Origin of the sequence: Geomonas edaphica, assembly GCF_004917075.1 — a bacterium.
Classification (GTDB): Bacteria; Desulfobacterota; Desulfuromonadia; order Geobacterales; family Geobacteraceae; genus Geomonas; species Geomonas edaphica.
In genome coordinates, this window is record NZ_SSYB01000005.1 from 558,277 (window position 1) to 580,011 (window position 21,735).

20 protein-coding genes are annotated in these 21,735 nt (G+C 55.2%); 9 read left to right on the forward strand and 11 right to left on the reverse strand.

Going from position 1 to position 21,735, the window contains the following annotated elements:
- Positions 1–20: 20 nt before the first annotated feature.
- Complete coding sequence (locus tag E8K79_RS18245) at positions 21–479, forward strand: DUF3631 domain-containing protein (RefSeq protein WP_162604711.1); 459 nt, start codon at positions 21–23, stop codon at positions 477–479.
- A gap of 136 nt (positions 480–615) precedes the next feature.
- Here the strand turns inward: E8K79_RS18245 and E8K79_RS18250 are convergent, their stop codons facing one another.
- Positions 616–927 carry a helix-turn-helix domain-containing transcriptional regulator gene (locus E8K79_RS18250; RefSeq protein ID WP_136515959.1) on the reverse strand — a complete coding sequence of 104 codons (312 nt, stop codon included), beginning with the start codon at positions 925–927 and terminating at the stop codon, positions 616–618.
- A 33-nt stretch (positions 928–960) separates the two neighbouring features.
- Positions 961–2,274, reverse strand: a complete 1,314-nt coding sequence (locus E8K79_RS18255; protein WP_136515960.1) for a tyrosine-type recombinase/integrase — start codon at positions 2,272–2,274, stop codon at positions 961–963.
- Between the two features lie 692 nt (positions 2,275–2,966).
- Between E8K79_RS18255 and E8K79_RS18260 the strand changes: the two genes are divergently transcribed.
- Positions 2,967–4,247 carry an Hsp70 family protein gene (locus E8K79_RS18260; protein WP_136515961.1) on the forward strand — a complete coding sequence of 427 codons (1,281 nt, stop codon included), beginning with the start codon at positions 2,967–2,969 and terminating at the stop codon, positions 4,245–4,247.
- Positions 4,248–4,300: 53 nt separating this feature from the next.
- On the opposite strand, the gene E8K79_RS18265 is transcribed toward E8K79_RS18260, so the two are convergent.
- From E8K79_RS18265 to E8K79_RS18275, 3 genes are all read right to left on the reverse strand, one after another.
- Positions 4,301–4,735 (reverse strand): hypothetical protein, encoded by a 435-nt coding sequence (locus E8K79_RS18265; protein ID WP_136515962.1) that lies wholly within the window; start codon positions 4,733–4,735, stop codon positions 4,301–4,303.
- Between the two features lie 8 nt (positions 4,736–4,743).
- Positions 4,744–5,367, reverse strand: coding sequence for an NlpC/P60 family protein (locus tag E8K79_RS21765; RefSeq protein WP_407925485.1), 624 nt, complete (start codon positions 5,365–5,367; stop codon positions 4,744–4,746).
- A gap of 323 nt (positions 5,368–5,690) precedes the next feature.
- Positions 5,691–6,380 (reverse strand): hypothetical protein, encoded by a 690-nt coding sequence (locus E8K79_RS18275; protein ID WP_136515963.1) that lies wholly within the window; start codon positions 6,378–6,380, stop codon positions 5,691–5,693.
- A gap of 259 nt (positions 6,381–6,639) precedes the next feature.
- Between E8K79_RS18275 and E8K79_RS18280 the strand changes: the two genes are divergently transcribed.
- A complete protein-coding gene (locus tag E8K79_RS18280; RefSeq protein ID WP_136515964.1) occupies positions 6,640–7,656 on the forward strand; it encodes an alpha/beta fold hydrolase in 1,017 nt (338 codons plus the stop codon).
- 196 nt (positions 7,657–7,852) lie between these two features.
- On the opposite strand, the gene E8K79_RS18285 is transcribed toward E8K79_RS18280, so the two are convergent.
- Positions 7,853–8,260 carry a transposase gene (locus E8K79_RS18285; RefSeq protein ID WP_342782562.1) on the reverse strand — a complete coding sequence of 136 codons (408 nt, stop codon included), beginning with the start codon at positions 8,258–8,260 and terminating at the stop codon, positions 7,853–7,855.
- Between the two features lie 345 nt (positions 8,261–8,605).
- Between E8K79_RS18285 and E8K79_RS18290 the strand changes: the two genes are divergently transcribed.
- Both E8K79_RS18290 and E8K79_RS18295 read left to right on the forward strand, forming a co-directional pair.
- On the forward strand, positions 8,606–8,962 hold the full coding sequence (locus E8K79_RS18290) for a nucleotide pyrophosphohydrolase (protein ID WP_136515965.1): 357 nt from the start codon (positions 8,606–8,608) through the stop codon (positions 8,960–8,962).
- 25 nt (positions 8,963–8,987) lie between these two features.
- Positions 8,988–11,390, forward strand: coding sequence for a DNA/RNA helicase domain-containing protein (locus E8K79_RS18295; protein ID WP_136515966.1), 2,403 nt, complete (start codon positions 8,988–8,990; stop codon positions 11,388–11,390).
- 13 nt (positions 11,391–11,403) lie between these two features.
- On the opposite strand, the gene E8K79_RS18300 is transcribed toward E8K79_RS18295, so the two are convergent.
- The 3 genes from E8K79_RS18300 to E8K79_RS18315 all read right to left on the reverse strand — a co-directional run bounded on the left by E8K79_RS18300 (position 11,404) and on the right by E8K79_RS18315 (position 14,285).
- Positions 11,404–12,378 carry an HNH endonuclease gene (locus tag E8K79_RS18300; protein ID WP_136515967.1) on the reverse strand — a complete coding sequence of 325 codons (975 nt, stop codon included), beginning with the start codon at positions 12,376–12,378 and terminating at the stop codon, positions 11,404–11,406.
- A 598-nt stretch (positions 12,379–12,976) separates the two neighbouring features.
- Complete coding sequence (locus E8K79_RS18310) at positions 12,977–13,810, reverse strand: (Fe-S)-binding protein (protein ID WP_136515968.1); 834 nt, start codon at positions 13,808–13,810, stop codon at positions 12,977–12,979.
- Between the two features lie 97 nt (positions 13,811–13,907).
- Positions 13,908–14,285: a MarR family winged helix-turn-helix transcriptional regulator gene (locus tag E8K79_RS18315; protein ID WP_162604713.1), complete on the reverse strand. Its 378-nt coding sequence runs from the start codon at positions 14,283–14,285 to the stop codon at positions 13,908–13,910.
- A gap of 247 nt (positions 14,286–14,532) precedes the next feature.
- Between E8K79_RS18315 and E8K79_RS18320 the strand changes: the two genes are divergently transcribed.
- On the forward strand, positions 14,533–15,204 hold the full coding sequence (locus E8K79_RS18320) for a fibronectin type III domain-containing protein (RefSeq protein ID WP_136515970.1): 672 nt from the start codon (positions 14,533–14,535) through the stop codon (positions 15,202–15,204).
- Positions 15,205–15,801: 597 nt separating this feature from the next.
- Here the strand turns inward: E8K79_RS18320 and E8K79_RS18325 are convergent.
- Positions 15,802–18,066, reverse strand: coding sequence for a protease pro-enzyme activation domain-containing protein (locus tag E8K79_RS18325; RefSeq protein WP_136515971.1), 2,265 nt, complete (start codon positions 18,064–18,066; stop codon positions 15,802–15,804).
- 443 nt (positions 18,067–18,509) lie between these two features.
- Between E8K79_RS18325 and E8K79_RS18330 the strand changes: the two genes are divergently transcribed.
- Positions 18,510–19,136 carry an acetate uptake transporter gene (locus E8K79_RS18330; protein WP_136515972.1) on the forward strand — a complete coding sequence of 209 codons (627 nt, stop codon included), beginning with the start codon at positions 18,510–18,512 and terminating at the stop codon, positions 19,134–19,136.
- A gap of 563 nt (positions 19,137–19,699) precedes the next feature.
- Here E8K79_RS18330 and E8K79_RS18335 read toward each other — a convergent pair.
- Positions 19,700–20,158: a hypothetical protein gene (locus tag E8K79_RS18335; protein ID WP_136515973.1), complete on the reverse strand. Its 459-nt coding sequence runs from the start codon at positions 20,156–20,158 to the stop codon at positions 19,700–19,702.
- A gap of 285 nt (positions 20,159–20,443) precedes the next feature.
- Here E8K79_RS18335 and E8K79_RS18340 point away from each other — a divergent pair, with 285 nt between their 5' ends.
- Both E8K79_RS18340 and E8K79_RS18345 read left to right on the forward strand, forming a co-directional pair.
- A complete protein-coding gene (locus E8K79_RS18340; protein ID WP_136515974.1) occupies positions 20,444–21,163 on the forward strand; it encodes a PilZ domain-containing protein in 720 nt (239 codons plus the stop codon).
- Between the two features lie 8 nt (positions 21,164–21,171).
- Positions 21,172–21,672 carry a chemotaxis protein CheX gene (locus tag E8K79_RS18345; RefSeq protein ID WP_136515975.1) on the forward strand — a complete coding sequence of 167 codons (501 nt, stop codon included), beginning with the start codon at positions 21,172–21,174 and terminating at the stop codon, positions 21,670–21,672.
- The last annotated feature ends 63 nt before the right edge of the window (positions 21,673–21,735 follow it).

Here is a 21,735-nt window from a genome sequence, read left to right on the forward strand (position 1 = left end):
CCATTATGGGAGGACAAACTATGCAAATCAGGCCGCTGTTGAGTCGAAGAGTGAAAGTCATCAAAGTCAGCAAGAAATCATCCACCGCTCCGCGCTATAAAAATATACCATCAGTCGTATCGCAGGCACACGGCAGCCCCACAAAAGTTTTTTCAGTTGTTGAAATACCTAACTCTGAAAACCCAGCTATGTCCAGAAATAGGAATAACGGGAATACACAACATCCAAACATCCAACTGCTCACGAGTATTCTCAGTATCTTCAAAGAAAGGAAAGCGTCTAAGCTCAGAACAAGAACAATATTGAGTGAGCTAACAGAATCATCATTCTGCAACGGGAAGGAAATAGGCGCACGACGGCTTGCATTCTTATTGAAAGAATTTGGCATCCACAGTCGCGACATCAGGTTCGTGAAAGGTGTGGCAAAAGGATTTAGGAAAGAATCGTTCACTGAGGCTGTTACCCGCTACAAGCAGTAACTTACCTGATATGAAATTTTGGTGAAAACCGATATTTTCCTGCCATAAAGGATCTGGGGGCGCACCTTTTATCCGTAAGGTGTGTTGGGTACCAAGCTGATAGTTAGTCACTAATAGACACAGGATATAATCGCATTTACGCAGTACCCTGTTCGGGTATGTCCGGTTCTACGCTCAGGCGTAAACCCATACCATGTAATAGAGTGATCCATGTGTGGAGCTCAGAAAAACAACCGTGTGACAGGGTGCGATGCAGGCTTTCCTCGTTGATGTTGGCTTTGTCTGCGACTGCTTTCCTTCCACCGTGTGCTTCGACAACATTTCGTAATCCAAGCAAGAATGTTTCTGCGTCGCCCCCTCCAATAGCAGCATTAAGATATGCTGCTGCTTCCTGTACGTCTTTCAGTGCCTCTATCAGATTTGTTTGATAGTCAGTCTGTTGTCTCACGCTTCGTGTCTTTCTTCATGGGGAAGGGTTGAATCATGCTGATCGTTTCCGGGCAGCTATGGGAATGACGTTGCTTTCTTTTCCACTGGTTATGCTTTTTAACTTCCGTTCCCAGGATTCGAGTGCTTGCTGCTTTTCAGCGTCGAATTTGTGGAGGTTGTAAACCTTAATGATGCCTTGCGTCTTGTGTCCGATCACTGCATCTATGATTTCATTGTTGTAACCAAGCCTTGAAAGGCCGGTGGCGACTGTGCGCCTAAGGTCATGAGGAGTGAAATGTTGTAGTTCCATTTTTTTGTTGTCATCAACTTTCACCATGCAGACTGTTTCACCTTTGATTGGACGGCGTGGTTTGTAGTCCTTGAGGTTACGCCGGATAGCATAGGCCACGGCATTTTCGTCAATATGATTGTAGATTGGTTTCTCTTTTTTTTCGTCTTTTTCATCGAATTTTACGACAGGAGATAGGAAGTAGTATCCGTTACGTGGCGTACCGAGGAGTGCTATTGCCGTATGGGTGAGATAAACCCTGTGTGTCTGTCCGTTCTTTGTCCGCTCTGGCGGTAATGTCCACCAGTGGCCGTCTACTTCACTGGGGGTGATACCGCATACCTCCCCAACCCGTTGACCCGTGAGTAGTAACAGTTTAATGATTCGTTTTACCTCGTCACTCATGGCAGCCTTAGGCAGTTCAGTGGTCCACAGCTTGGTGATTTCTGCCTCCTCCAATACGCGTTCCCGTGATTGCAACCCTACCGGAACTTTCACGCCGGTGAACGGAGTGTGTTCCAGAATATCTTTTTCGACGGCAAAGTTGAATAGTTTGCGCGTTAGCTTCATTACGTTGTGGCAGAGGGCAGGACGGTTAGCATAAGTATCTAGTAAAGCAATGCAGTCCCGCTTCTTTATATCTGCAGCCTTACGCTTGCCCCAACTTGGTTCGACATTAACCTTGAATAGCCGCTCGTCTTCGAGCCATGACGACATACGCTTGTTGAGCTTTGCATGACGGGCCATGTAGTCGTCAAAAAGGTCCTTTACGGTTGGAGCCTTGCGACGCTCTTCTTTAGCTTGCTCGGCAACTTCCTGCGGATCAATTCCGTTCTTAACGTGCTTCCTGGCGTCATCGAACTTTTTCCTTGCCGTCTCGAGGGTTACATCCGGGTAGTGACCCAGGTTGAGGCAGCGCCGTTGCCCGTCGATGGCATACAGGTAAAGCCAGGATTTGACCCCAGAACGCAAGACGCGGATCGTGAAACCGTTCCCCTCGCTTTTCTTGTACTCCCTGTCTTCGGGTTTAAGTTTGCGGATCATCGTGTCTGTAAAAACTATCTTGGCCCTGCTCATGGCGCAACCTGCCTTCCGGTTCCGTGTTGTAATAATGTTGTAATAAAATCGGGGATAAGGTGAACCGGAAAATTTTGATTGAAACAAGAATAATCGCTAACCGTCTGAAAGTCAACGATAAAAAAGGTGGGTATGGTTGCGAATGAAACAGGTTGAAACACAGTAGTTACATATTCCCAAGCTGAAGGTCGCGGGTTCGAATCCCGTTTCCCGCTCCAAAGAAATAACAAGCCCCTGCATCGTAAGCTGCAGGGGCTTTTCTTTTATCTGCCTCTAGCTTTCAATTCCCTTGATCCATTCTCATGCTCCGATTATTCATCCACGAGACACCCCGGGGCCACTCGGTACAAACGGAAACATGAGACACAGTTGTACCTCTGGGGGAAGTATACGTATAGCCAAACTGTCAAGAAACAGGATTGCCATGCGGTGGTACGACAACACGGTATTGCTGCTCGATCGAAAAATCAAGAGCACCGTTCCGTGACGGCCTTTGCTTACAACTTCCGTGGCCTTGTCTAACCGATAAGCGGCTTCGTCGCAAACGTGGCGGCCTTGATGTTTACAGCTTGCCACAGCCCCCAGGTTTCTGCTAAAACATCCAACCTTGCCGTCAGTTGATATCGGCGCGAACGTTCACATTTCACAGGGCGGGTTCCTTGGAACCCGCCCTGGTTTTTTCGGGAGTCTGCATGAAGGCAGTATTCGGTCTGGATTTCGGGACCACCAATTCCGCTCTTTCCGTCTACCGGGACGGCAAGGTCGAAGTAGTCAACATCGACGAGGCAAGCAGCAACCGCTCCCTCATGCGCTCGGTCCTTTACTTCAACGAGGACAACGAGATCTTCACCGGCCAGGAGGCCATCGGCCAGTACGTCAGCGACGGAGCGGCGGGGCGTTTCATGCAGTCCATAAAGACCTTTCTCCCCAACAGGAGTTTCGAGGGGACCGAGGTGTTCGGCAAGAAGTACGGCATCGACGATCTGGTCGCCATTATCTTGCGGAACATCAAGGCGAAGGGGGAAGCGTACGTAGGCCATCCCGTGGACAGCGTCGTCCTCGGCCGCCCCGTCGTTTTCTCGGAAGATGCGGAAAAGGACGCTTTGGCGCAGCTCAGGCTCGAGAAGGCGGCGCGCAAAGCGGGGTTTCGCCATATCCATTTCCAGTTCGAGCCGGTAGCCGCCGCCCTCTCCTTCGAAGAGACACTCCCCACAGGGGCGGAAAAGCTGGTCTTCATCGGTGACTTCGGCGGCGGAACCTCCGACTTCACCGTGATCAAGGTGAAAGGGGGCGCCTTCGACCGGGCCGACCGGCGCTCCGACGTCCTCTCCATCGGCGGGGTCTATACGGCGGGCGACAAATTCGACTCGCAGATCATGTGGGAAAAGATCGCCAAGTATTTCGGTCGCGGCGTCCGATACAAGGGGATGGGGAAGGACGAACTCTTCGATATCCCGCACAGCATCATCTACACGCTGTGCCAGTGGCACAGGATTCCGCTTCTGAGGGGGAGAAAGACCAGGGAGCAGATCCGGCTCATCAAAAACGCCGCGACGGACCGGCAAGCCATCGAGAATCTGGAGCACCTCATCAGTGACAACTATGGTTTTTTCCTGTTCCAGTGCATCGAGAAGGCGAAATGCGAGCTGTCGCAACAAGAGTTCGCGCAGGTCAGCTTCAAGGAGCGCGGCCTGACCATAGAAGAAGGGATAACCAGGGAAGAGTTCGAAGCGATTAACCGGGAGAACCTAAGCCGGATCTCCGGCACCATCGACGAAGTTATCAGCAGGTCGGGAGTCCGAAACGACCAGATAGACACCGTGTTCCTCACCGGGGGCACCTCGCGCATACCGATGATCCGGCGTCTCTTCGAAGATCGTTTCGGCAGTGAGAAGCTCGAGAACCGCAACGCCTTCACCAGCGTCGTTCACGGCCTGGGTGCGAGTGTACCGCTCTTTAGCGACGGCCGTTAAGGAGACCATACCGGTCAGGAGCACGCGCACTGCTAGGACCTGTTTTGATCTCTCTATGGTGGAGCATCTTCCAGATAGCCCCGCGTGAAGAGCCAATTCCCATTCTTTTTCTCGAAGGTAAACAGCTCCACGGAAAATAGTTCCGGTGTTTTCAAATCACGCGTAGTTATACGGCGTTTATCATTGATTATTTGCCGCATATTTGTCGTAAGGACCTTTTCATCCTTCACCAACAAGACCTCCTGATTCAGTAGCTTTTTTAGGATTTTGCCGAAGTCTTTCCGACCATAGTACACAACCTGATCGCCATCATCAGGGCCGCGGACCCATAAAGGCAACTTTGTCATTACTGCCACTCTGGCGCTATCACCGCTTAATGCTGCTTCCCTAAACGTGTTCCAAAATGACTGCACGTCACTATTTGCTTCGGCAATACCTGCTATGGCGAGCAAGAATAGTAGTCCGATGGCTGCGAGTCGTCGTAGCATCTCTCCTCCTATTGCTGTCGTATGTTTGGCCAACGATAACTTTGCACAACCCAGCGCGATTTATAGTACCTTGATGGCCTCACTTGATCACCTTGATTCCCACCTAATAACTTATAGTAGTCTTTGGTCTCAGCGATGTAGAAGGCGACATGATTTTCACCAGTAACCCGTCTGATCACCGCAATTGCACCGGGGCGTGGGCCTGTTACTTGCCCCCAGTGCAGCCAACTCGTGGCTGCAGCTGAATTGGTCCCGGTAATCTCAACTTGTTTTAGGCACCAATTAACAAATGCGGAACACCAAGGGACTTCATCGCTCGTTGCACGTAGCGAGGTGGTGGCATGGTACATCAAAATCCTCGTGTTAGCTGGGGCTCGAGGAATCTCCCTTTGTCCGATCTCTGCGGCAGCGATTTTCAGCCAAGGAGCATTATGGGCATTGGTAGAAGGTAGAGTTGTCTCCGATGTGTTGGTTACATCTTGTTTGAGCGCTTTCCAGGTTTCCGCCCCGACAGTCCCGTCTATGGAAATTCCGGTTGATTCTTGGAGTTTTCTTATTGCTGCTTCTGTGCGTGGCCCCAATATACCGTCAACTTTGAGCGAGAAAGTGGGGGGGATGTTTGTTGAGGAGATTCTGCAGCTGCATTACCTCTGGGCCGGTGCTTCCGAGCCGAAGTGGGATCATTAGTATTCTCCGTTTTTATGCGGGGCTTAATGTTTGGGCGTCAGAAGATGTCAATTCAACCATAAACGTCGACTTCGGCAACTGGATGTTGCGGCGAGGGATGAAGCGACTGCCTGGTGGGGGTGGCATCGAGGGTGCCGTGAACGAGGGGCCGCTTTATTCGTGAGGGGGCAATAGGAGGATAACTGTGCGTAAAGCCGGGCAGATACACTGCCCGGCTTTTTTGCCGTGTGGGGGAAACAGATTTTCTAGCCGTGTAAGTCTTAAGCGGTTATTTCAGGACCCTTTCCGCCTCGATCTGTTTGAAGATGTCGTGCAGACATTCAGAGTAGATCTCCTCGCGCTTCCCTTCCAGGGGATAGAAGGGGTAGGCGAAGATAAGGGCCGCCTGAACCCAGTTGCTGAGCGTTGCCTTGCGCTGGTAGGAAGCGACCTGGGCTCCCCCTTTTTTCATGACATTTGCCGTCATCGTGTAGTCCCACGAGTAACGCATCGGGATAAGGGTAAGGGAAAGGAGCGAGACCGTAGCGCTTAAGAAATCCTTCTTGAAGGAGGATTCCTCCAGCAGGGAAACCTCTACGGTGTAGTCGTGGCTTGCCCGGTACTCTTCCAACTCTTTGCGCCGTTTCGGATTGTTCACGTCATTAGGAGATTCAAGGTAGGTGGTGTACTGCGAGACATTGCCAAGTTCCTGGAGACTATCCCTGAACAGGTTGTCGAAGTCCCTCACGTTGTGAACCTGAAGTTTCGGCACCGTATCCATGCCATGCTGCTGTCGCAGGTTCTTGAACTGGAAGAGCACGCTGACTTTGTCAGCCGCGGTGTTTTGGGTGACAGGACTGGTGAACTTGCCCTGTACCTCGCTTCTGGACGCTACGCATCCTGGCAGTAGCACCACAAGCATAATGAATAACAGCATACGCTTCGCAGATAGAAAGCCCTTCTGACAGTAGTGCGGCATATCGTCCCTCCTCTCGCGCAGATTGTAGTCCTATTGTAAGCTTCTTGATTATACCGCAAGACCGCACATGCATCTTTGTGACAGAATATGGCACAGACGGCACCTCCGCCCTTCAGTCATTTTAATCATTCTTCCACATTCGCTGCACCTTTGCCGTGTAGTGATCATCGGATAGACTGACTTTTCATGACGGTCGGCCTGCTGTACAAAAATCAAAAGAGCTGCGACTTGTTTCGGCAGTTCATACAAAGGAGGTAACATGCGACACTTAATGCAAATGCTTTTGACGGTTCTGCTCCTCGCAGTTTCCGGCACCGCCTATGCGGAAGGAAAGGACACCGGTTACGGGCAGGAACTGGAAGGTTTTCCTTATCCTCACCCGGTCGAGCGGTTCGCGTTCGCCTCGCAAGGGCAGGACGTCCAGATGGGGTACATGGACGTGAAACCGAAAAAGCAGCCGAACGGACGGACCGTCGTGCTGATGCACGGGAAAAACTTCTGCGGTGCTACCTGGGAAGCCACGATCGAGGTGCTGGCCGGCGCGGGATATCGCGTCGTCGTCCCTGACCAGATCGGTTTCTGCACCTCAACCAAACCGGCATCTTACCAGTACAGCTTCCAGCAGCTTGCTTCCAACACCATGGCGTTGCTGAAGAAACTGGGCGTTTCCCGCGTCACCCTTATCGGGCATTCGACCGGTGGCATGCTGGCGACCCGCTTTGCCCTGATGTATCCGGATGCCGTCGAGAAGTTGGTCATGGTCAACCCTATCGGTCTGGAAGACTGGAAGGCTTTGGGTGTACCGAGCCGAACTGTCGACCAATGGTACGAGAGAGAATTGAAGCTTTCCGCCGAGGTGGTGAGACAGTACGAGAAGTCCGTCTACTACGGGGGGCGCTGGAAGCCCGAATATGATCGTTGGGTGGACATGCTGGCCGGGCTCAACCGGGGGGCTGGGCACAAGCTGGTCGCCTGGAATTCGGCCCTCATTTACGACATGATCTACACCCAGCCGGTTGTCTACGAGTTCCCCCGTTTGAAAGTCCCCACCACCCTGATGCTCGGTGATGCCGACACCACTGCCATCGGTAGCGACATCGCGCCAATGGAGGTGAAGACGAAGATTGGCCGCTACAACCAACTGGGCAAGCAGGTCATCAAGACGATACCGAACGGCCGCCTGATAGAGTTCCCCGGTCTCGGGCATGCGCCGCAGATGGAAGAGCCAGCGGTCTTCCACAAGGCTCTGCTTACAGAATTGGCCGCTCACAGATAGCAAGGTTTTGTCGACAGGACATAGTCCGAGCCCCCGCTTCTGCCACTGTACAAGAAAACAAGGGCTTAGCCACTACCGGGTTAAGCCCTTGCCAGTTCGTCCGTCAGGTTCCCGTCACAAAGCGCCCTTTGTGCTGCCTTGCTGAGTGCCGAAACATCTCGGTCCCCCCTCCTTCTTTTCTCTTCGACTCCTGCGCTCACAAACTCGCGATAGGCGTTCCGCGCAAGGTCGTTGACCCAAACTGTGAGAGAACGAAGTTGGTAGTCAGCCAGGGAAGAGCCTCATCACCCAGGTAACAGTGGTGCCCACTCCAGGGATATAGTTCGGGGCTCTTTACAATGCCGGCCCTGACCGGATTGAGGTGAACGTAGCGGACCAACTCTAGCAAATAACTGTCTGCGTCGACCAGAAGGGCCTTGTATCGCCCTTGGAAGACGTGCCCGGTTCGGTTCTGAGAGAAATTGATCCACTTTGTGTAACGAAGGGATAAGTTCTGCATGGTCAGGGAAAGGGGAACATCCTCAACCTGGACTATGAGATGTATATGGTTTTTCATGGGAGTAGGGTTCGGCATTTGGACAATGAATGCAAAATACTCATCCATGCCACGCGAACCTCACCTTCATTTCCCAGGCACTGGATATCATGTCATCCGTGGTAACGCAGTGGCCCAAGTCTTTTTCACCAAACAAGACAGGTTCAGGCTTTATCTCTTCCTGCAGGAGTGCGTGGAACGCTTCCACTGCCGCATCCACGGCTTCTTGTTTTCCGAATGAATTGAAATAAACCTTACAAATTAATGAATTGTTTTCCTTGGCGCGGAGTTTGTGATATAAGCTGGAGCGGACTTCGGCTCAGTCACCGACTTTTAACTCACATGTTGTCGAGGGTTGTTGAGAGTCGGCGATGAGTAGCTGTAAGAAAAGAAGGATTAGCTAAAAGGAAGCTCATGGCAGTAACTATCGATGATTTAAAAGATAAAGTTAGAGAGTTTTGCGAAGCTCGAGATTGGGACCAATTCCATGGGCCAAAGGATTTGGCCATTGGGGTCAGCACCGAGGCAGCAGAACTTTTAGAGCATTTCCGCTTTCAATCGGATGAACAGGCGTTGGCCTTGCTAAGCGACCCACACTCCAGGGAGGAGATCGAGGATGAACTTGCTGATGTACTGTTCTTCGTGCTGCGGTTTTCGCAACGGTTCAATGTCGACCTCAATACGGCACTTATGCGGAAAATTGAGAAAAGCGAACGGAAATATCCGGTAGAGAAGGCAAAAGGGAAAAACACGAAGTATACGAAGCTGTAGACTAACCCAACCTCAGGGGCCAGCATTGATCGTCTATTCTGCCACCAAAGCAAGATTCCACGATGATGTGATGACGAACGACATTGACGGCATCATCCTCAACTCCTTCCAATCTGCCACGGGAAGAACTACTGGCAAAGCAGAGATGCAGTCTTGGATGAACTCGTTGCAGTACATGGACCGGGTGCTCAATGACTTGGAAATCCCCCATGATGCCGGCGTTGCCATCGAATACCACTTGCCGCAAACCTCAAAGCGCATCGACTTTATCCTGACCGGGAGGGATAAGGACCGGCGCGAAGCGGCCATTCTTGTCGAACTGAAGCAGTGGCAGAAGGCCGAACTTACCCAAAGTGACGCCGTCGTCATAACACACTTCAAAAAAGGCCCTACTGAAACCCTCCACCCATCTTACCAAGCCTGGTCTTATAAGCGCCTCCTCGAAGATTTCAATCAGACAGTTCAGGAAGAACACATTGGGCTGTACCCCTGTGCCTACTTGCACAACTATGAAGACGACGGGGTAATCACCCATCCATTCTACGCTGACCACATAAAACGGGCTCCGATGTTCCTTAAGCCCGATGCCCTTAAGCTGCAGCAGTTCATCAAAGCCCACGTCAGGTACGGCGACACGACCCGGATCATGTATCGGATCGAACACGGCAAGATCAAGCCTTCCAAGAACCTGGCCGACGAGTTAGCGTCGATGCTCAAAGGCAATCGCGAATTCGTACTGATCGACGACCAGAAGGTGGTCTTTGAGAAGGCGAAACGTCTGGCGGAGCAGGCTTCGGAACAATGCAAGAAGGTGCTAATTGTTGAAGGCGGGCCGGGCACCGGCAAGTCGGTCCTGGCGATCAATCTCCTAGTGGCGCTCACCGGCCAAGATCACCTCGTTCAGTACGTCACCCGCAACTCAGCACCACGTCTTGTGTACGAGGCCAAGCTCACCGGCCATTTCAGGAAGACCCATATTTCCAACATGTTCTCAGGTTCCGGCTCATACCATGCAGTCGCGCCAAACTCGTTTGGTGGCCTCATCGTGGACGAGGCGCACCGCCTGAATGAAAAATCCGGTTTGTTCAGCCATCTGGGGGAGAACCAGATCAAGGAGATTATCAACGCGAGCAAGTTGAGCGTCTTCTTCATCGACGAAGACCAGAAGGTGACACTCAAGGACATCGGCGACAAAGAGTCGATTCGCATCTGGGCGGAGAAACTTGGTGCCGAGGTAGTCGAGGCCAATCTGGAGTCCCAGTTCCGCTGCAATGGCTCCAACGGATACCTGGCTTGGCTCGACAACACCATGCAGATCCGAGAGACGGCGAACGATTCTTTGGATCCCAGCGAGTATGACTTCCGCATTCTCGACACCCCGGCAGAGCTGCATGACCTTATCCGTAAAAGGAACAAGCAGAGTAACAAAGCGCGGATGGTGGCTGGCTACTGCTGGGACTGGATCAGCAAGAAGAATCCGCTGCTGAAGGACATCGTAATAGGCGAATATCGGGCGACCTGGAATTTGGAGGCGGACGGACAGGCCTGGATCATCAAGCCAGACTCCGTCAGTGAGGTGGGTTGCATCCACACCTGTCAGGGCTTAGAGGTCGACTACATCGGCGTCATCGTCGGGCCAGATCTCGTCGTCCGCAACGGCAGCGTGCTGACTCAGCCGGCGGAGCGGTCGAAAATGGACAAGTCGATTCAGGGGTGGAAAAAACAGCTGAAAGTCGATCCAGAGAGGGGCTCGACGCGGCTTGATGCCATTATCAAAAACACCTACCGGACCCTCATGACCCGCGGTCAAAAGGGGTGCTATGTTTACTTTACTGACGACGAAACCCGCCGTTACTTCGCCGACCGACTGCAGTCCAGAGTGGCCCTAGATGTGGTCCCAGACATGGCGACGATCCCTGTAGAGGAAAACGCAGAAATCCTGCCATTCCGCCGTTTGGGGCGACAGGAAGCACGGCCGTACGAGAACTGTGTGCCGCTTTACGACCTCAAGATTGCTGCTGGCGGCTTCAGCGACGAGCAACAGATGGACGGTTGCGAGTGGGTGGAATTACCGGAAGCCTTCCGGCCGCAGAAGGGGCTGTTCGTAGCCCAGGTAGTGGGTGAGTCAATGAATCTCCGTATTAGGAATGGAGCCTGGTGTCTGTTCCGCATCGCTTCGGGCGGCTCGCGAAATGGCAAGGTGGTTCTTGCATCGCACCGGGAGATTGCCGACACTGAAACCGGCGGTCACTACACCATCAAGATCTACGAGAGCACAAAAGAGACTCTGGCTGATGGAACGTGGCGGCACTCCTCAATCATTCTGAAGCCGGACAGCTACCTGCCTGGGTATGAGCCGATTGTCCTGAATGAGGAGCAGGCTGATGATTTGCAGGTGGTCGGGGAGTTGGTTGTGGTGTTGGGGTAATTGCCTCTTGTCATTAAAGCCGCCATTCCTTCCGATGCTCTGAAAGGTATTCCTGTGCTGGCCAAAGGTCCTGATCCTGCGGCGGGATCATGGCGCGGCCGTTTAGGGTAAGAAGGAAACCAGGGACGTTGGGGTCTGCGATGATCTGGCGGGAGGTAAGGACGTTGTACTCTTTGGATACGCCCATCATCCCTTTGTCGAAGGCCCAGTGGCAAAGCTTGCATAATGCCATGCCGTTACGGATATCGTCGTTTTGCGTCTTGCTCCAGGGTACGATGTGGGCGGCGTCGACTGCAGTGTGCTGCTCGGGGGTGATGATGCGAACGCCACACAGTGCGCATCGATGGTCATAGGCTTTAACGACCAGTCTTCGGAAGGCTTGGGCTCGCGCGGCAGGGCGGTACCTTTCTGACTCAACGATTTGCTTCACCAGTGGCAGGTGTGACTTTTCCTCAAGGACACGGCTGTACTCGGAGGCTTCACGGTTGATGATCGACTGCTCGCGCAGCAGAAGCTGGGCCATTTCGGAAAAGCATGATTGCAACAGTGCTTCTCTCAAGCCTTCTCTCCCCGCTTCTGCCTGCATGAGCAGGAAAAGTTCGTCATCCAGGGCCGCACCCAGTACGTACTTGCGCAGGTACGTCACCGTGGCGGTATTGTTGATGATGGCGGAAGTGAGCTGCTTGCCAGGCTGCGGGACGAGGTGCCAGAACGGTTCACGGTCAAGTCGTGAGAAGGGGAAGGCGATGCTGCTGGTCTGCCCTAGGGGGATGATGCGGCGCCAGTAGAGGCTGAAGAGTTCATTCAGTTCGACCAGGTCCCCGGAGGCGTCTATGAAGGGGGTGGTGATCACGCCGCGCTGGATGAGGTCCATCACCGCCAAAAGCAGTAGTGGCTTGTGGGGCGCCCGGTGCTTGGTGGAGTCGGTCCAGACGGAACCTGGAGCGCGGTTGAGGGTGGTGAACTGCTTTATGTAGTCGGCTGGCATAGCTCTGCTCGCCTTTGGGATCTTGGTTTGATGCAGGTTAGACGCAATTTAAATTAAGGGGGCAAAAGAATCAAGCTTAATGATATGCAGAAAAAGGGGTGAGGTAATCTGGTGCCAGGCTTGCTAAGTTGCAAAGTTCCCGTGGAATAGGGACGACAGAACATTGGCTGCCATGTCCCTATTCGAACTGTCTCGGTTCATGTGACCCCTCCGGTATTCATTCTTCGTCCTTCGGATCACGGCGTACGTACCGTGGGGGATCTGGTGCCAGGCTTGCAAAGTTGCAAAGTCCCGGACTTGGGGGCAAGCTGTATAGCCGATAATATCGGCTATACAGCCTTGAGGTGGTGTCTGACTGATCTCCCTTGCCCTTTCCGCTGCGATATTCCCATCTCAAAAAGTTGATCCAATCCCCTGTATGCGGTTACACGGCTACTGTGCGTTATGGAAGCAAATTTCTGCGTAGTTAATCCTCCCTCGAATCCTTCGGAACCAGCGTCCAGAAGCCGGTTGATAACCTTTTTCTGTCGCTCAGGGGGATCTGGGGGATCTGGGGGATCTGGGGGATCTGGGGGATCTGGGGCCAAGCTTGCTGAGTTCAACCTGTAGGGTTGAGGGCTTCGCACGGGACGCCTACTTGGCAGAGGGCGCAACCGGCGGGACCTTCTACACCACGTGCTTTGGCAAGACGGACGGAGTCGGGGCCGTAGCCGAAGATCATGCAACGAATTTTGTCGTGTCCTGCGGTGGAGATGGCTTTTGCGGGACAGCGACGTATGCAGGCACCGCAGGCGCCGGTTTTGAAGTGGAGACAACCGGCTTGATGATGCTCGGCGGCGCGCGGGTCCGGCTCGAGCACGGCTTCGATCACGACGGAACTAAGCACGATGGCCGTCCCCTTGGCGCTGAGAAAGGCGTCGTTCAGACCGAACGTGCCGAGACCGGCGGCGTATGCCACGTGACGGTCGGACCAGGGGGATGTCTTGCCGTCGGGGGCGTCCATAGTGCGGAACCACTCCGCATCCGTCGGGGCGACGCCCCGTACGCCCTGCCGTTCCATCTCCTGCAAGAGCTCTGACCGTACTTGCTTTTGAAGGGCCTTGGCGCATACGTCGTAGGCCTTGGTCCATTCGATGGACGGCTGATCGGTACAGCGCCGGTTGCTGTCCCGCAAGGCCTTGCTCCAGGGCATCACCCAACTGACGACGGTGCCGCCGCGCCAGCTACCTTCGCCGTGCAGGCTTTCGTAGGCCTCCCGGGGCGTCCTGTGCCAGGGACCTATGATCTGCTTGAACTCCTCGAAGATCGGATCGTCGCCGGAGGCGAAGTTCACCAGCGGGGCGTCGAAGTAGCGCTCCGCCAGTGAGTCGGACCAGTTTTCCTTGTGGCCCATGATCAACCGCGTGATTACCTCCCGTATCAGCTCCTTCATATTCACCTCCATTTCCTAGCTTAACAAAAGACGCCGGCGCAATCGGTAAAGCTCAAAGGCTTGCCGTGTTGTATATGCAACTTTGCGAACAAAAAAATCAGCTGCTGATTCTGAGCCTATCTGCCATCGCTTTGAGGGAAGAAGCGCCTTCCTCGCCTAAAAGGGCCGATGCGCGCTGCTGGGCTTCCGTCCATTGTTCATGGCAATCCACCATGAGCTGCCTGCCGCTCTCGGTTACCCGAACGGTCTGCCCCGGCCCTTTTCCTGACACCTGGATCCAGCCGCTTTTCGCCATTCGGTCGACGGTGCGACTCACGGTGGACTTTTCCATCTGCAGGCGTGCGCCGATCTCACCGGGACTGGCGTCCCCATTGACCAACAGGAACACGAGGATGCTGGCTTGGTTGATCTTGATGCCGTGCGGCTGCAGTGCCCTGTCGTACAGGCCGGTGATGACGCGGTTCAAGCGCCGCATCCTCCCTGCTATGCACTGCGCCGCCACAAGCTCGGCTATCTCGTTTGCTGACTTACCTGGAATACTCATGTTGCATATACAACATTATCGCTTTGAAATTGTCAACGGTTTTGTTGGGTGGACGCTGATCCCCTGGCCCGTTAAAAAAGTCACTTGACTCAACCTGATTGGCGTGGCCTAATTTGTGCCGTATTCGGATGGTAATCCACTCGCAACATGGCTCCCACTCAAACTATGGAGGTAACACATGTCGATACTTCACCCGCTACTCGATATCGTCGATGTCAACGTCCGGGACATGTCGCACGTCGAACTGGGCAACTTCGCCATCAACCTCGCGGACGCCTTTGCCCGCCACAAGGACTTTCAAGGTGAGGACGCGATTCCGAAGTCGTTGTGCCAACTCGACGTACTCAGGGGACTCGGGGTAGGCCATCTCGCCGTCACTAAGGAGGCCGAGAGCGGCAATCGTTTCAAAAAGGTGGAGCGGGACGCCTCACGCCCGATAGTCGAAATGCACACGGTGATGCTGATCAACTGGGCGGCGTATAGGTCCGTGACGGAAAACAAGCCAACGCTCATCAGCGAATTGAATCTGCCTCCGAAGGTGAAGGCACCCAAGGGGGCGCTCCATATCGAGGTGACTGCCCCGCAAAACCCGAAGGCGAAGCACGGCAAGTCGGGGGTCGCCCTTATCAGCGTTAACAGGGTGCCAGGGGCAATGGCCTACTACGTCGGGATCTGCAAGGGCGATCCTTCTCTGCCAGAGTCCTGGTCGACCGTCGGGCCGTTCCACAAGTCGCAGAACATGGAAATAACCGGTCTGGAGCCCGGGCAGTTGTATTATTTCAAGATCTACTGCTCAGGGCCGAGCGGCCAGAGCGAGTGGTCCTCAATCATCAGCCTCCGGATCCTTTGATCCTGGTCCACCAAAATTGAAGGCCCTCATCCTCTGGATCAGGGCCTTCTTAGCAACCTATCTCTCCTTAGCCCATCTTTCCTGCTCCACACCCTGCAAATATCACGACGGGAGCCAACTTAACCAAGGCCGGTTTCGAGATTTTAGGGCCAAACATGATCTTGTTAACTTCGGCCTCCCGTTTTTAGGATCAGCCCCAAGTTTTTAACTTCGGCCTCCGGATTTCAAGACCGAGCCCGATCTTGTTACACAATCCCGCTCATTTTTAAGATCGAATCCAAAGTTGTTAACATCGACCTCCATATTTCAGGATCGGGTCCGAGGTTTTTAACTTTGTCCACCGGATTTTAAGATCTTGTCCGCAGTGGTGAACTTGGGCCTCCGGATTATAAGATCGGGTTCAAAGTTGTTAACCTCGTCTCTCCGGATTTCACGATCCAGTCTAAAGTAGTGAACTTTGTCCTCCAGTTTTTAAGGTCAAGTCCGGCCTTTTTAACTTCGGGGGCGTCCGACATGACAACCATTTCAAACCGGGCGGGGCAGGGGTGGGAGTGCCGGTTCCCGAGCTGGGAAACCGGCACTTATGGGAGCCTTCTCCTACTGCGTCCGGAAATAGTACAGCCCCGAGGTGACGGTGCTGCCGCCGGCGCTGGAGGATACGTTGAAATAATATGTGGTTCTCCGGGAGAGGGAGGAGAGTTTCATCACGTGCGAGGTGACGAGCGCGCTGCTCGAGACCGACTTGTTCAGGCTGCCGGAAGAGGTGCCGTAACGGATGACGGAGGTGGACGGCAGGTTGGTGTACCACTGGATCTGGGCGGTGGTCGTGCCGATCGAACCGGACAGCCCGCTGGTGAAGGCTAGCGGCGCGGTCGGGGTCGCGTACGCCTCGTTGGAAAGGGGCGAGCTTCCGGCGCTGTTCACGGCGGACACTTTGTAATAGTAGGTGATACCGTTGGACACGCTGTCGGTGTAGGAGGTCGTGGTGAGACCGGTCTTCACCGGGGTGCTTCCTTCCTGGCCGGGGGCGGTGCCGCGGTACACGCTGTAACTTGTTGCGCCGCTGCTAGCACTCCAACTGAGGGCGACGTAGCCGTTGCCGGCTGTCGCCTTGAGCGCTGTCGGGGCGGCCGGGACGCTGACCGTAGTGGTGGTCGTGGTGGAGGTGCCAGCCGGGGCGAGGGCGGCGAACAGGTTCGCGCCGTTGAAGGAGCCCCAGCCGGTGGCGTTGTCGTAGCCGGTGATGGCCGGGTAGTAGAGGTTCGTTGTGCTGTCGGCGACGTCGTGGAAGCTCGTGTCGTAGCCGGATCCGGTCCCGAGCTGGTACAGGGTCGGGTTTGCGAAACCCAAGGGAGAAAGGCCGCCGGTTGTGCGCTGCTGGTTCACCCTGGCGGTGAAGGCCGCCCAAAGAGGTGCTGCGCAGCTTGTGCCTCCGTAGATCCACCACTGTCCCTGGAAGTAGATCGAGTAGCCGGTGTCAGGATCGGAGTTCAGCGCTACGTCGGGGACGTTTCTCATGACGGAGGAGGCGACGTTGGAAAGTTTCTGCTGCCAAGATGGGATCGGCCAGAAGTAGCTGACTCCGCCGCCGCCCGCACCGTCGGCCACCGTGCCGCCGTTCCAGGTCGACTCGCGGCTGTACGCGCCGCTGCCGTCGAGGTAGAGCTTGGTCCCTCCTACGCCGACGACGTACGGCTGTGAGGCCGGATCGTCGACACTAAGGGTGGAGCCGTTGTCGTAGGCCCCGCTGTCACCGGCTGCGGCATAGATGGTCTGCCCCTGGGCCGCCATCTGTTGGAAGATGGCGTTTTCACTGTTAAGAAAGGTGGAGCCACTATCACCCTCGCTGAGCCCCCATGAGGTACTCACCTGTTTTGCGAGGTTGTCGGTGGCGATCCGGTTGTAGGTGTCGAGTACCCCTTTGGTGGTGTTGGGTCCCTGGTAGACGATGATCCGGCTCGCACCGGGCGCCATCGCCATCTGCAGCTCGATGTCTAGGGTGACTTCTCCCGCACCGGAACCCGGCGTTCCGGAGAAGCCGTCCACCAGTACGTTTTGCAGAGGTACCGCGGGAAGTCCGAAGTATTTGGCGTAGGCGGTAATGTCGGAAGGGGTGTAGCCGTCCAGTTGAAAGAGCGCGAGGGTCTGCCCGTTGCCGGTCGCGGTTACTGGTGCGAGGTTGTAGGCGGCCGCGATATCCTTGGGAGTCATGCCGCCTCCGGGTCCGGTCCCGATCTGGTAAGGGGAGGCCATGGGGAGGCCGGCGGCACGGGTGGAGTGGCTGTGTGTGTGCCACTTGGCGGCGCTGTCAAGGCCGATGACGCCGTTTATGCATGCGGCGATGGCGCCCGGAACGCCCGGGTCGTGGTCCGGGGCGATGAAGTTGCGGCCGCTTTGCGCCTGGTACTGGTGCATCTGCAGGTCGAAGGCCGCCTCAACTGCCGTGGCAGGACCTGCGACGTCGAGGACCGTGCGGTTGGCGTGGGTGCCGGTTATGGTGAGTCCCATCTCCCTCGCGTATTTCTTTACCGTCTCGTAGTCCGCGGTGCTCGGTGCAAAACGGTCGGTGAACTGGCGTCCGGTGAGATAATGACCGTACTGCGGGTCGCCGGGGTCGTACATGCGTTTCAGCAGATCGTTCAGCTCCGCCTGGTTGCGCAGGGGAAGGGTGAAAGAGAATCTCATCTGAGTTGCTGCCGGTAATCGGTTAAGCATCTTGGCATTGGCGATGCTGCGTGCCGGCATGTGACCGGCGAGTCTGACCTTGGCCGTGGCGCCGGCCCAGGAAGAGGACGGGGCCCCTGCTGCCATGACGAGCAGGAGCATGACGGAAGTGGGAAACAGCTTCAACGCGACTTTCAAAACGTGCCTCCGGGTAAGGGTGAAAGAAACCGGTGCTGCTGGACTACTCCAATCGGCACCTTGCGGCCAAACTTTAGCGGTGTGGCTAGAAAAAGCGTTGTCACAGGCGAAGTTATCGGAATTACTGCGGCGCGATCAGGCGCTCGCGACGGCCCTAGAGCGTGTCCCGTTTTTTGCATTTATGCAAAAACGGCCGTTATGATCGCGCGAATGGGCGCAAGTTGCGGGATTGCCGTTTTTTTTGCGCGCGTTATGTCGATCGGGCGGTAGGCGCATTTTGCAGATATGCAAAAATAACCGTTCCACTCTGACCGAGAGGCTTAGCGGTAAGGTGTTGGATCAGCAGGATAATTTGCTGAAGGCGCATCGTTGTGACACTGGTATGGTAATTGCGTATACACAATGCATAGCGAAGTGACATCGCAATGCTAAGGAGGAAAAAAATGAGTGATGTGAAACTGGGAAATCCCGCGGTGGTCGGCCTTGCCGGCTTCGGAATGACGACTTTCGTGCTGCAATGCCACAACCTCGGCTGGTGCGGTATCGCCCCCGTGCTCTGGCTCGGGCTCTGTTTCGGCGGCACGGCGCAGCTGATCGCCGGCCTGATGGAGTTCAGAACCAACAACAACTTCGGGTTCTGCGCCTTCACCGGCTACGGCGCCTTCTGGATCTCGCTGTGCCTGATGATCATCTTCGGCAAGAACCCTGAGCTGGTGAAATCCTATCCGACCCTCGCCTTCAGCGCGACCGACCTCGGCTTCTACCTCGTGGCCTGGACCATCTTCACCTTCATCCTCTTTATCGCATCGATGAAACACCACGCCACGCTGGCATTCATCTTCCTCACCCTGCTTCTTGGCTTCATCGGCCTTGACGTGAAAGAGTTCACCGGCAGCGCTCTCGCCGGGACCTTCGCCGCTTACGACCTGCTCATCTGCGCATTCTCCGCGCTTTACCTGATGGCGGTAGGCGTGTACGCCGAGTCCGGCATCAAGCTGCCGGTGGGCGAGGCATGGCTCAAAGATGCCGAGCCTTCCGAAGTCCTCGCCGCTGAGAAGGTGAAGGCGTAACAGCCTACTCTTCATAAACTGAATAAAAGAGAAGGGCCATGCCGTAGGCATGGCCCTTTTTTTATTGTGGTTCTCGCAAATTGCTCAGCTGCCGACAAAGGGCAAATCCCCCCTGTTCCCCCTTCGCAAAGGTTCATCCGGGAATTCCGGGGAAGACGCCTTTCAGATACCCGTATCCTCTCTTGCTGAGAACGGTGGCCTTAGAGCTCCCCCCTTTGCGAAGGGGGGAGGGGGGGGATTTGCCTCTGTTCCCTGTATCGCCGGTTGAAATTGTTGCAATCACCAAAGTTGGAGGCATCTGGCGTTTGATCCCGCAGTGTGTGCAATAAACTCCTCAGTTGGTGCTTGCGTGTAATGGCAAGGCTAAATACCCCCTGCCCCCCCTTCGCAAAGGGGGGAACGTTTGGCCAGCTTACTGCTTCGAGGCAACACACACCTGCTTCCCCGGAATTTCCTGAAGAACCTTCGCAAAGGGGGGGGACGCATGGGCTCATGCAGCGGTTCGTGGGCAGCTGTATTCCAGCTTCCCGGAATTCTCTTCTAAACCTTCACAAACCTCGAATTCACCAAAGATATATGGATCTGTTGTCGAAGCGGTTGCGGTTGAAGTAGAGAAAGACGTTCAGAAGCAGAAAGAGGACGAAGACACAGAAGGCGTTGACGCGGTAGTGGTAGTCGGGAACCATGGTCCCGGTGGCGGTCATCACGTGCTGCACCGGCAAAAGCAAGAGGTTCGAGATGCCGTTGCAGCTCGCCAGAAAGTTGTAGCCGATTAGGAGCCAAAGCGTGAGCCGCTGCCGCTTCAGTATCCCCACGACAAGGTACAGGGAAAGGATGCTGTCGGCGAAGATCAGGTGCTCGGCAGTATCGCCTTCGTACAGTCTTCCCATGAAGGGGAAGGGATCGCCCAGGTGGGAGAGGGTGACGAGCATGGATAGGAGGTAGACGCCGGTCAAAGGGACCAGCGCGAGTGGCTTCTTGTTTTCGTTCGGCGCTTCCACGACCCTGTCCGTTTCTTTCACGCTGTGCCTCGTGTGTGTCCCGCCTCGATGGAGGGCGCCTATCTTGCGCAAGGTTGTCCGGGCCGCTTCTCGCACGGTGCGAAAATAGACCGCTGTTATATTAACAGGTGGCCAGCGTTCGTGCAATATGAGTTTTCTCTTTCGCAAAGGATGCGCGTGAGCACCCGGGATAGAGGGGGGGGGCGCTCCGGGGGAAGAAAGACCGCTGCAAGAAAAGACTACAAAAAATTACCGGTAGGACGAAAAGAGAGGGGTACGTGACGAATTCGGAAAAGAGAGGTATCGATGTCGAGTTTTTCACCGGGTGAAGAACCGGAGCATGATGTGCCCGCAGTGCTGGCCATCGCTTACGATGACCAGTCGAGAGCGGCGCTGGCGGCGAACCCGGGTGCCTACGGATCGTGTGCCGTTGCCTGCGCTTCTTTCAGGGAGGCCCAGGAACATGCACTGGTCCGACGTTTCAGCGGGATACTCGTCGACCTGGTGACTATGGTTAAGGCGAAGGACGAAGAGAAAGTGATCGCCCATACCCTGACCGAGCTCTACCCGACCCTTCGTGTGAAGTCGATGGGAAACATGCTGATCCCGATGATCATGCCGGGAAACGCGAAGCAGGACAGTAACCTCAAGGACTTCTTTTTGAAGACCTGCGCGGGGTTCACCGCGAGGCCCCTCAGGCTGCACCGGCGCAGGGATATCTCGGTCCCGGTCTTTGTCGGGGACGAGCGTGGTGCTACGCTGAACCTCTCCTGGGGGGGCGCCTTCATCCTCTCGATGCACCCGGAGCGCTATCAGGCGGGGGAGGGGATCTGCGTCACCTTGATGCCGGGACATGATGTCAGGGTCGCCGCGCAGGCGGTTGTCGTGCGCATTCAACCTTGGGGGGAGCGGCGTCTGCCGGGGATAGGAATTGCTTTTGGCGAGTTGACCGAGGAACTTCACGAGGCGCTGCTCGCCTTACTAAGGGTTCCAAAAGACGAAGACCGGGACAAACTGGTCACATAGGAAACGATATGATAAGCGCTGCCATTCTGGAACTGTTGAACACGACGCAAGAAAAGTTGGTCGAGTATCTCGACGGGGACGTTAGGGAGATCTTTTCGACCATGGTGGGGGTGGAGTTGCCGTCGTCCACTCCGGTGGAAGCCGTGACGAAGTTCACCGACTGCGTGACGGCCATGGTCGGTCTCGCCGGGAGCTACAACGGCATGATCGCCATCCATGCGGAGCAGGCGACGGCGCTGTCGTTTGCCTCGCAGATGCTAGGCATGGAGATCACCGAGTGCGACGATGACGTGCGCGACGCGCTCGGTGAAGTCGCCAACATGATAGGGGGCTCCTTCAAGCACCACTTCGTGGCCAACGGTCACGAGGTGCGCCTGTCGACTCCTTCGGTGATGTCGGGCAACGAGTACGTCCTCAGCATGGGGGCGGCACCCGATACCCTGACCCTCGCCTTCGGGGAGGGACCGGGACATTTCCTCGTCTGCGTCTACCTCGAAAGGGCGACTTAGGCGCAGTGGTGGCACCGCTGGCGGTTATTTTTGTTTGAACATCGGTGAGACAAATCCCCCCTG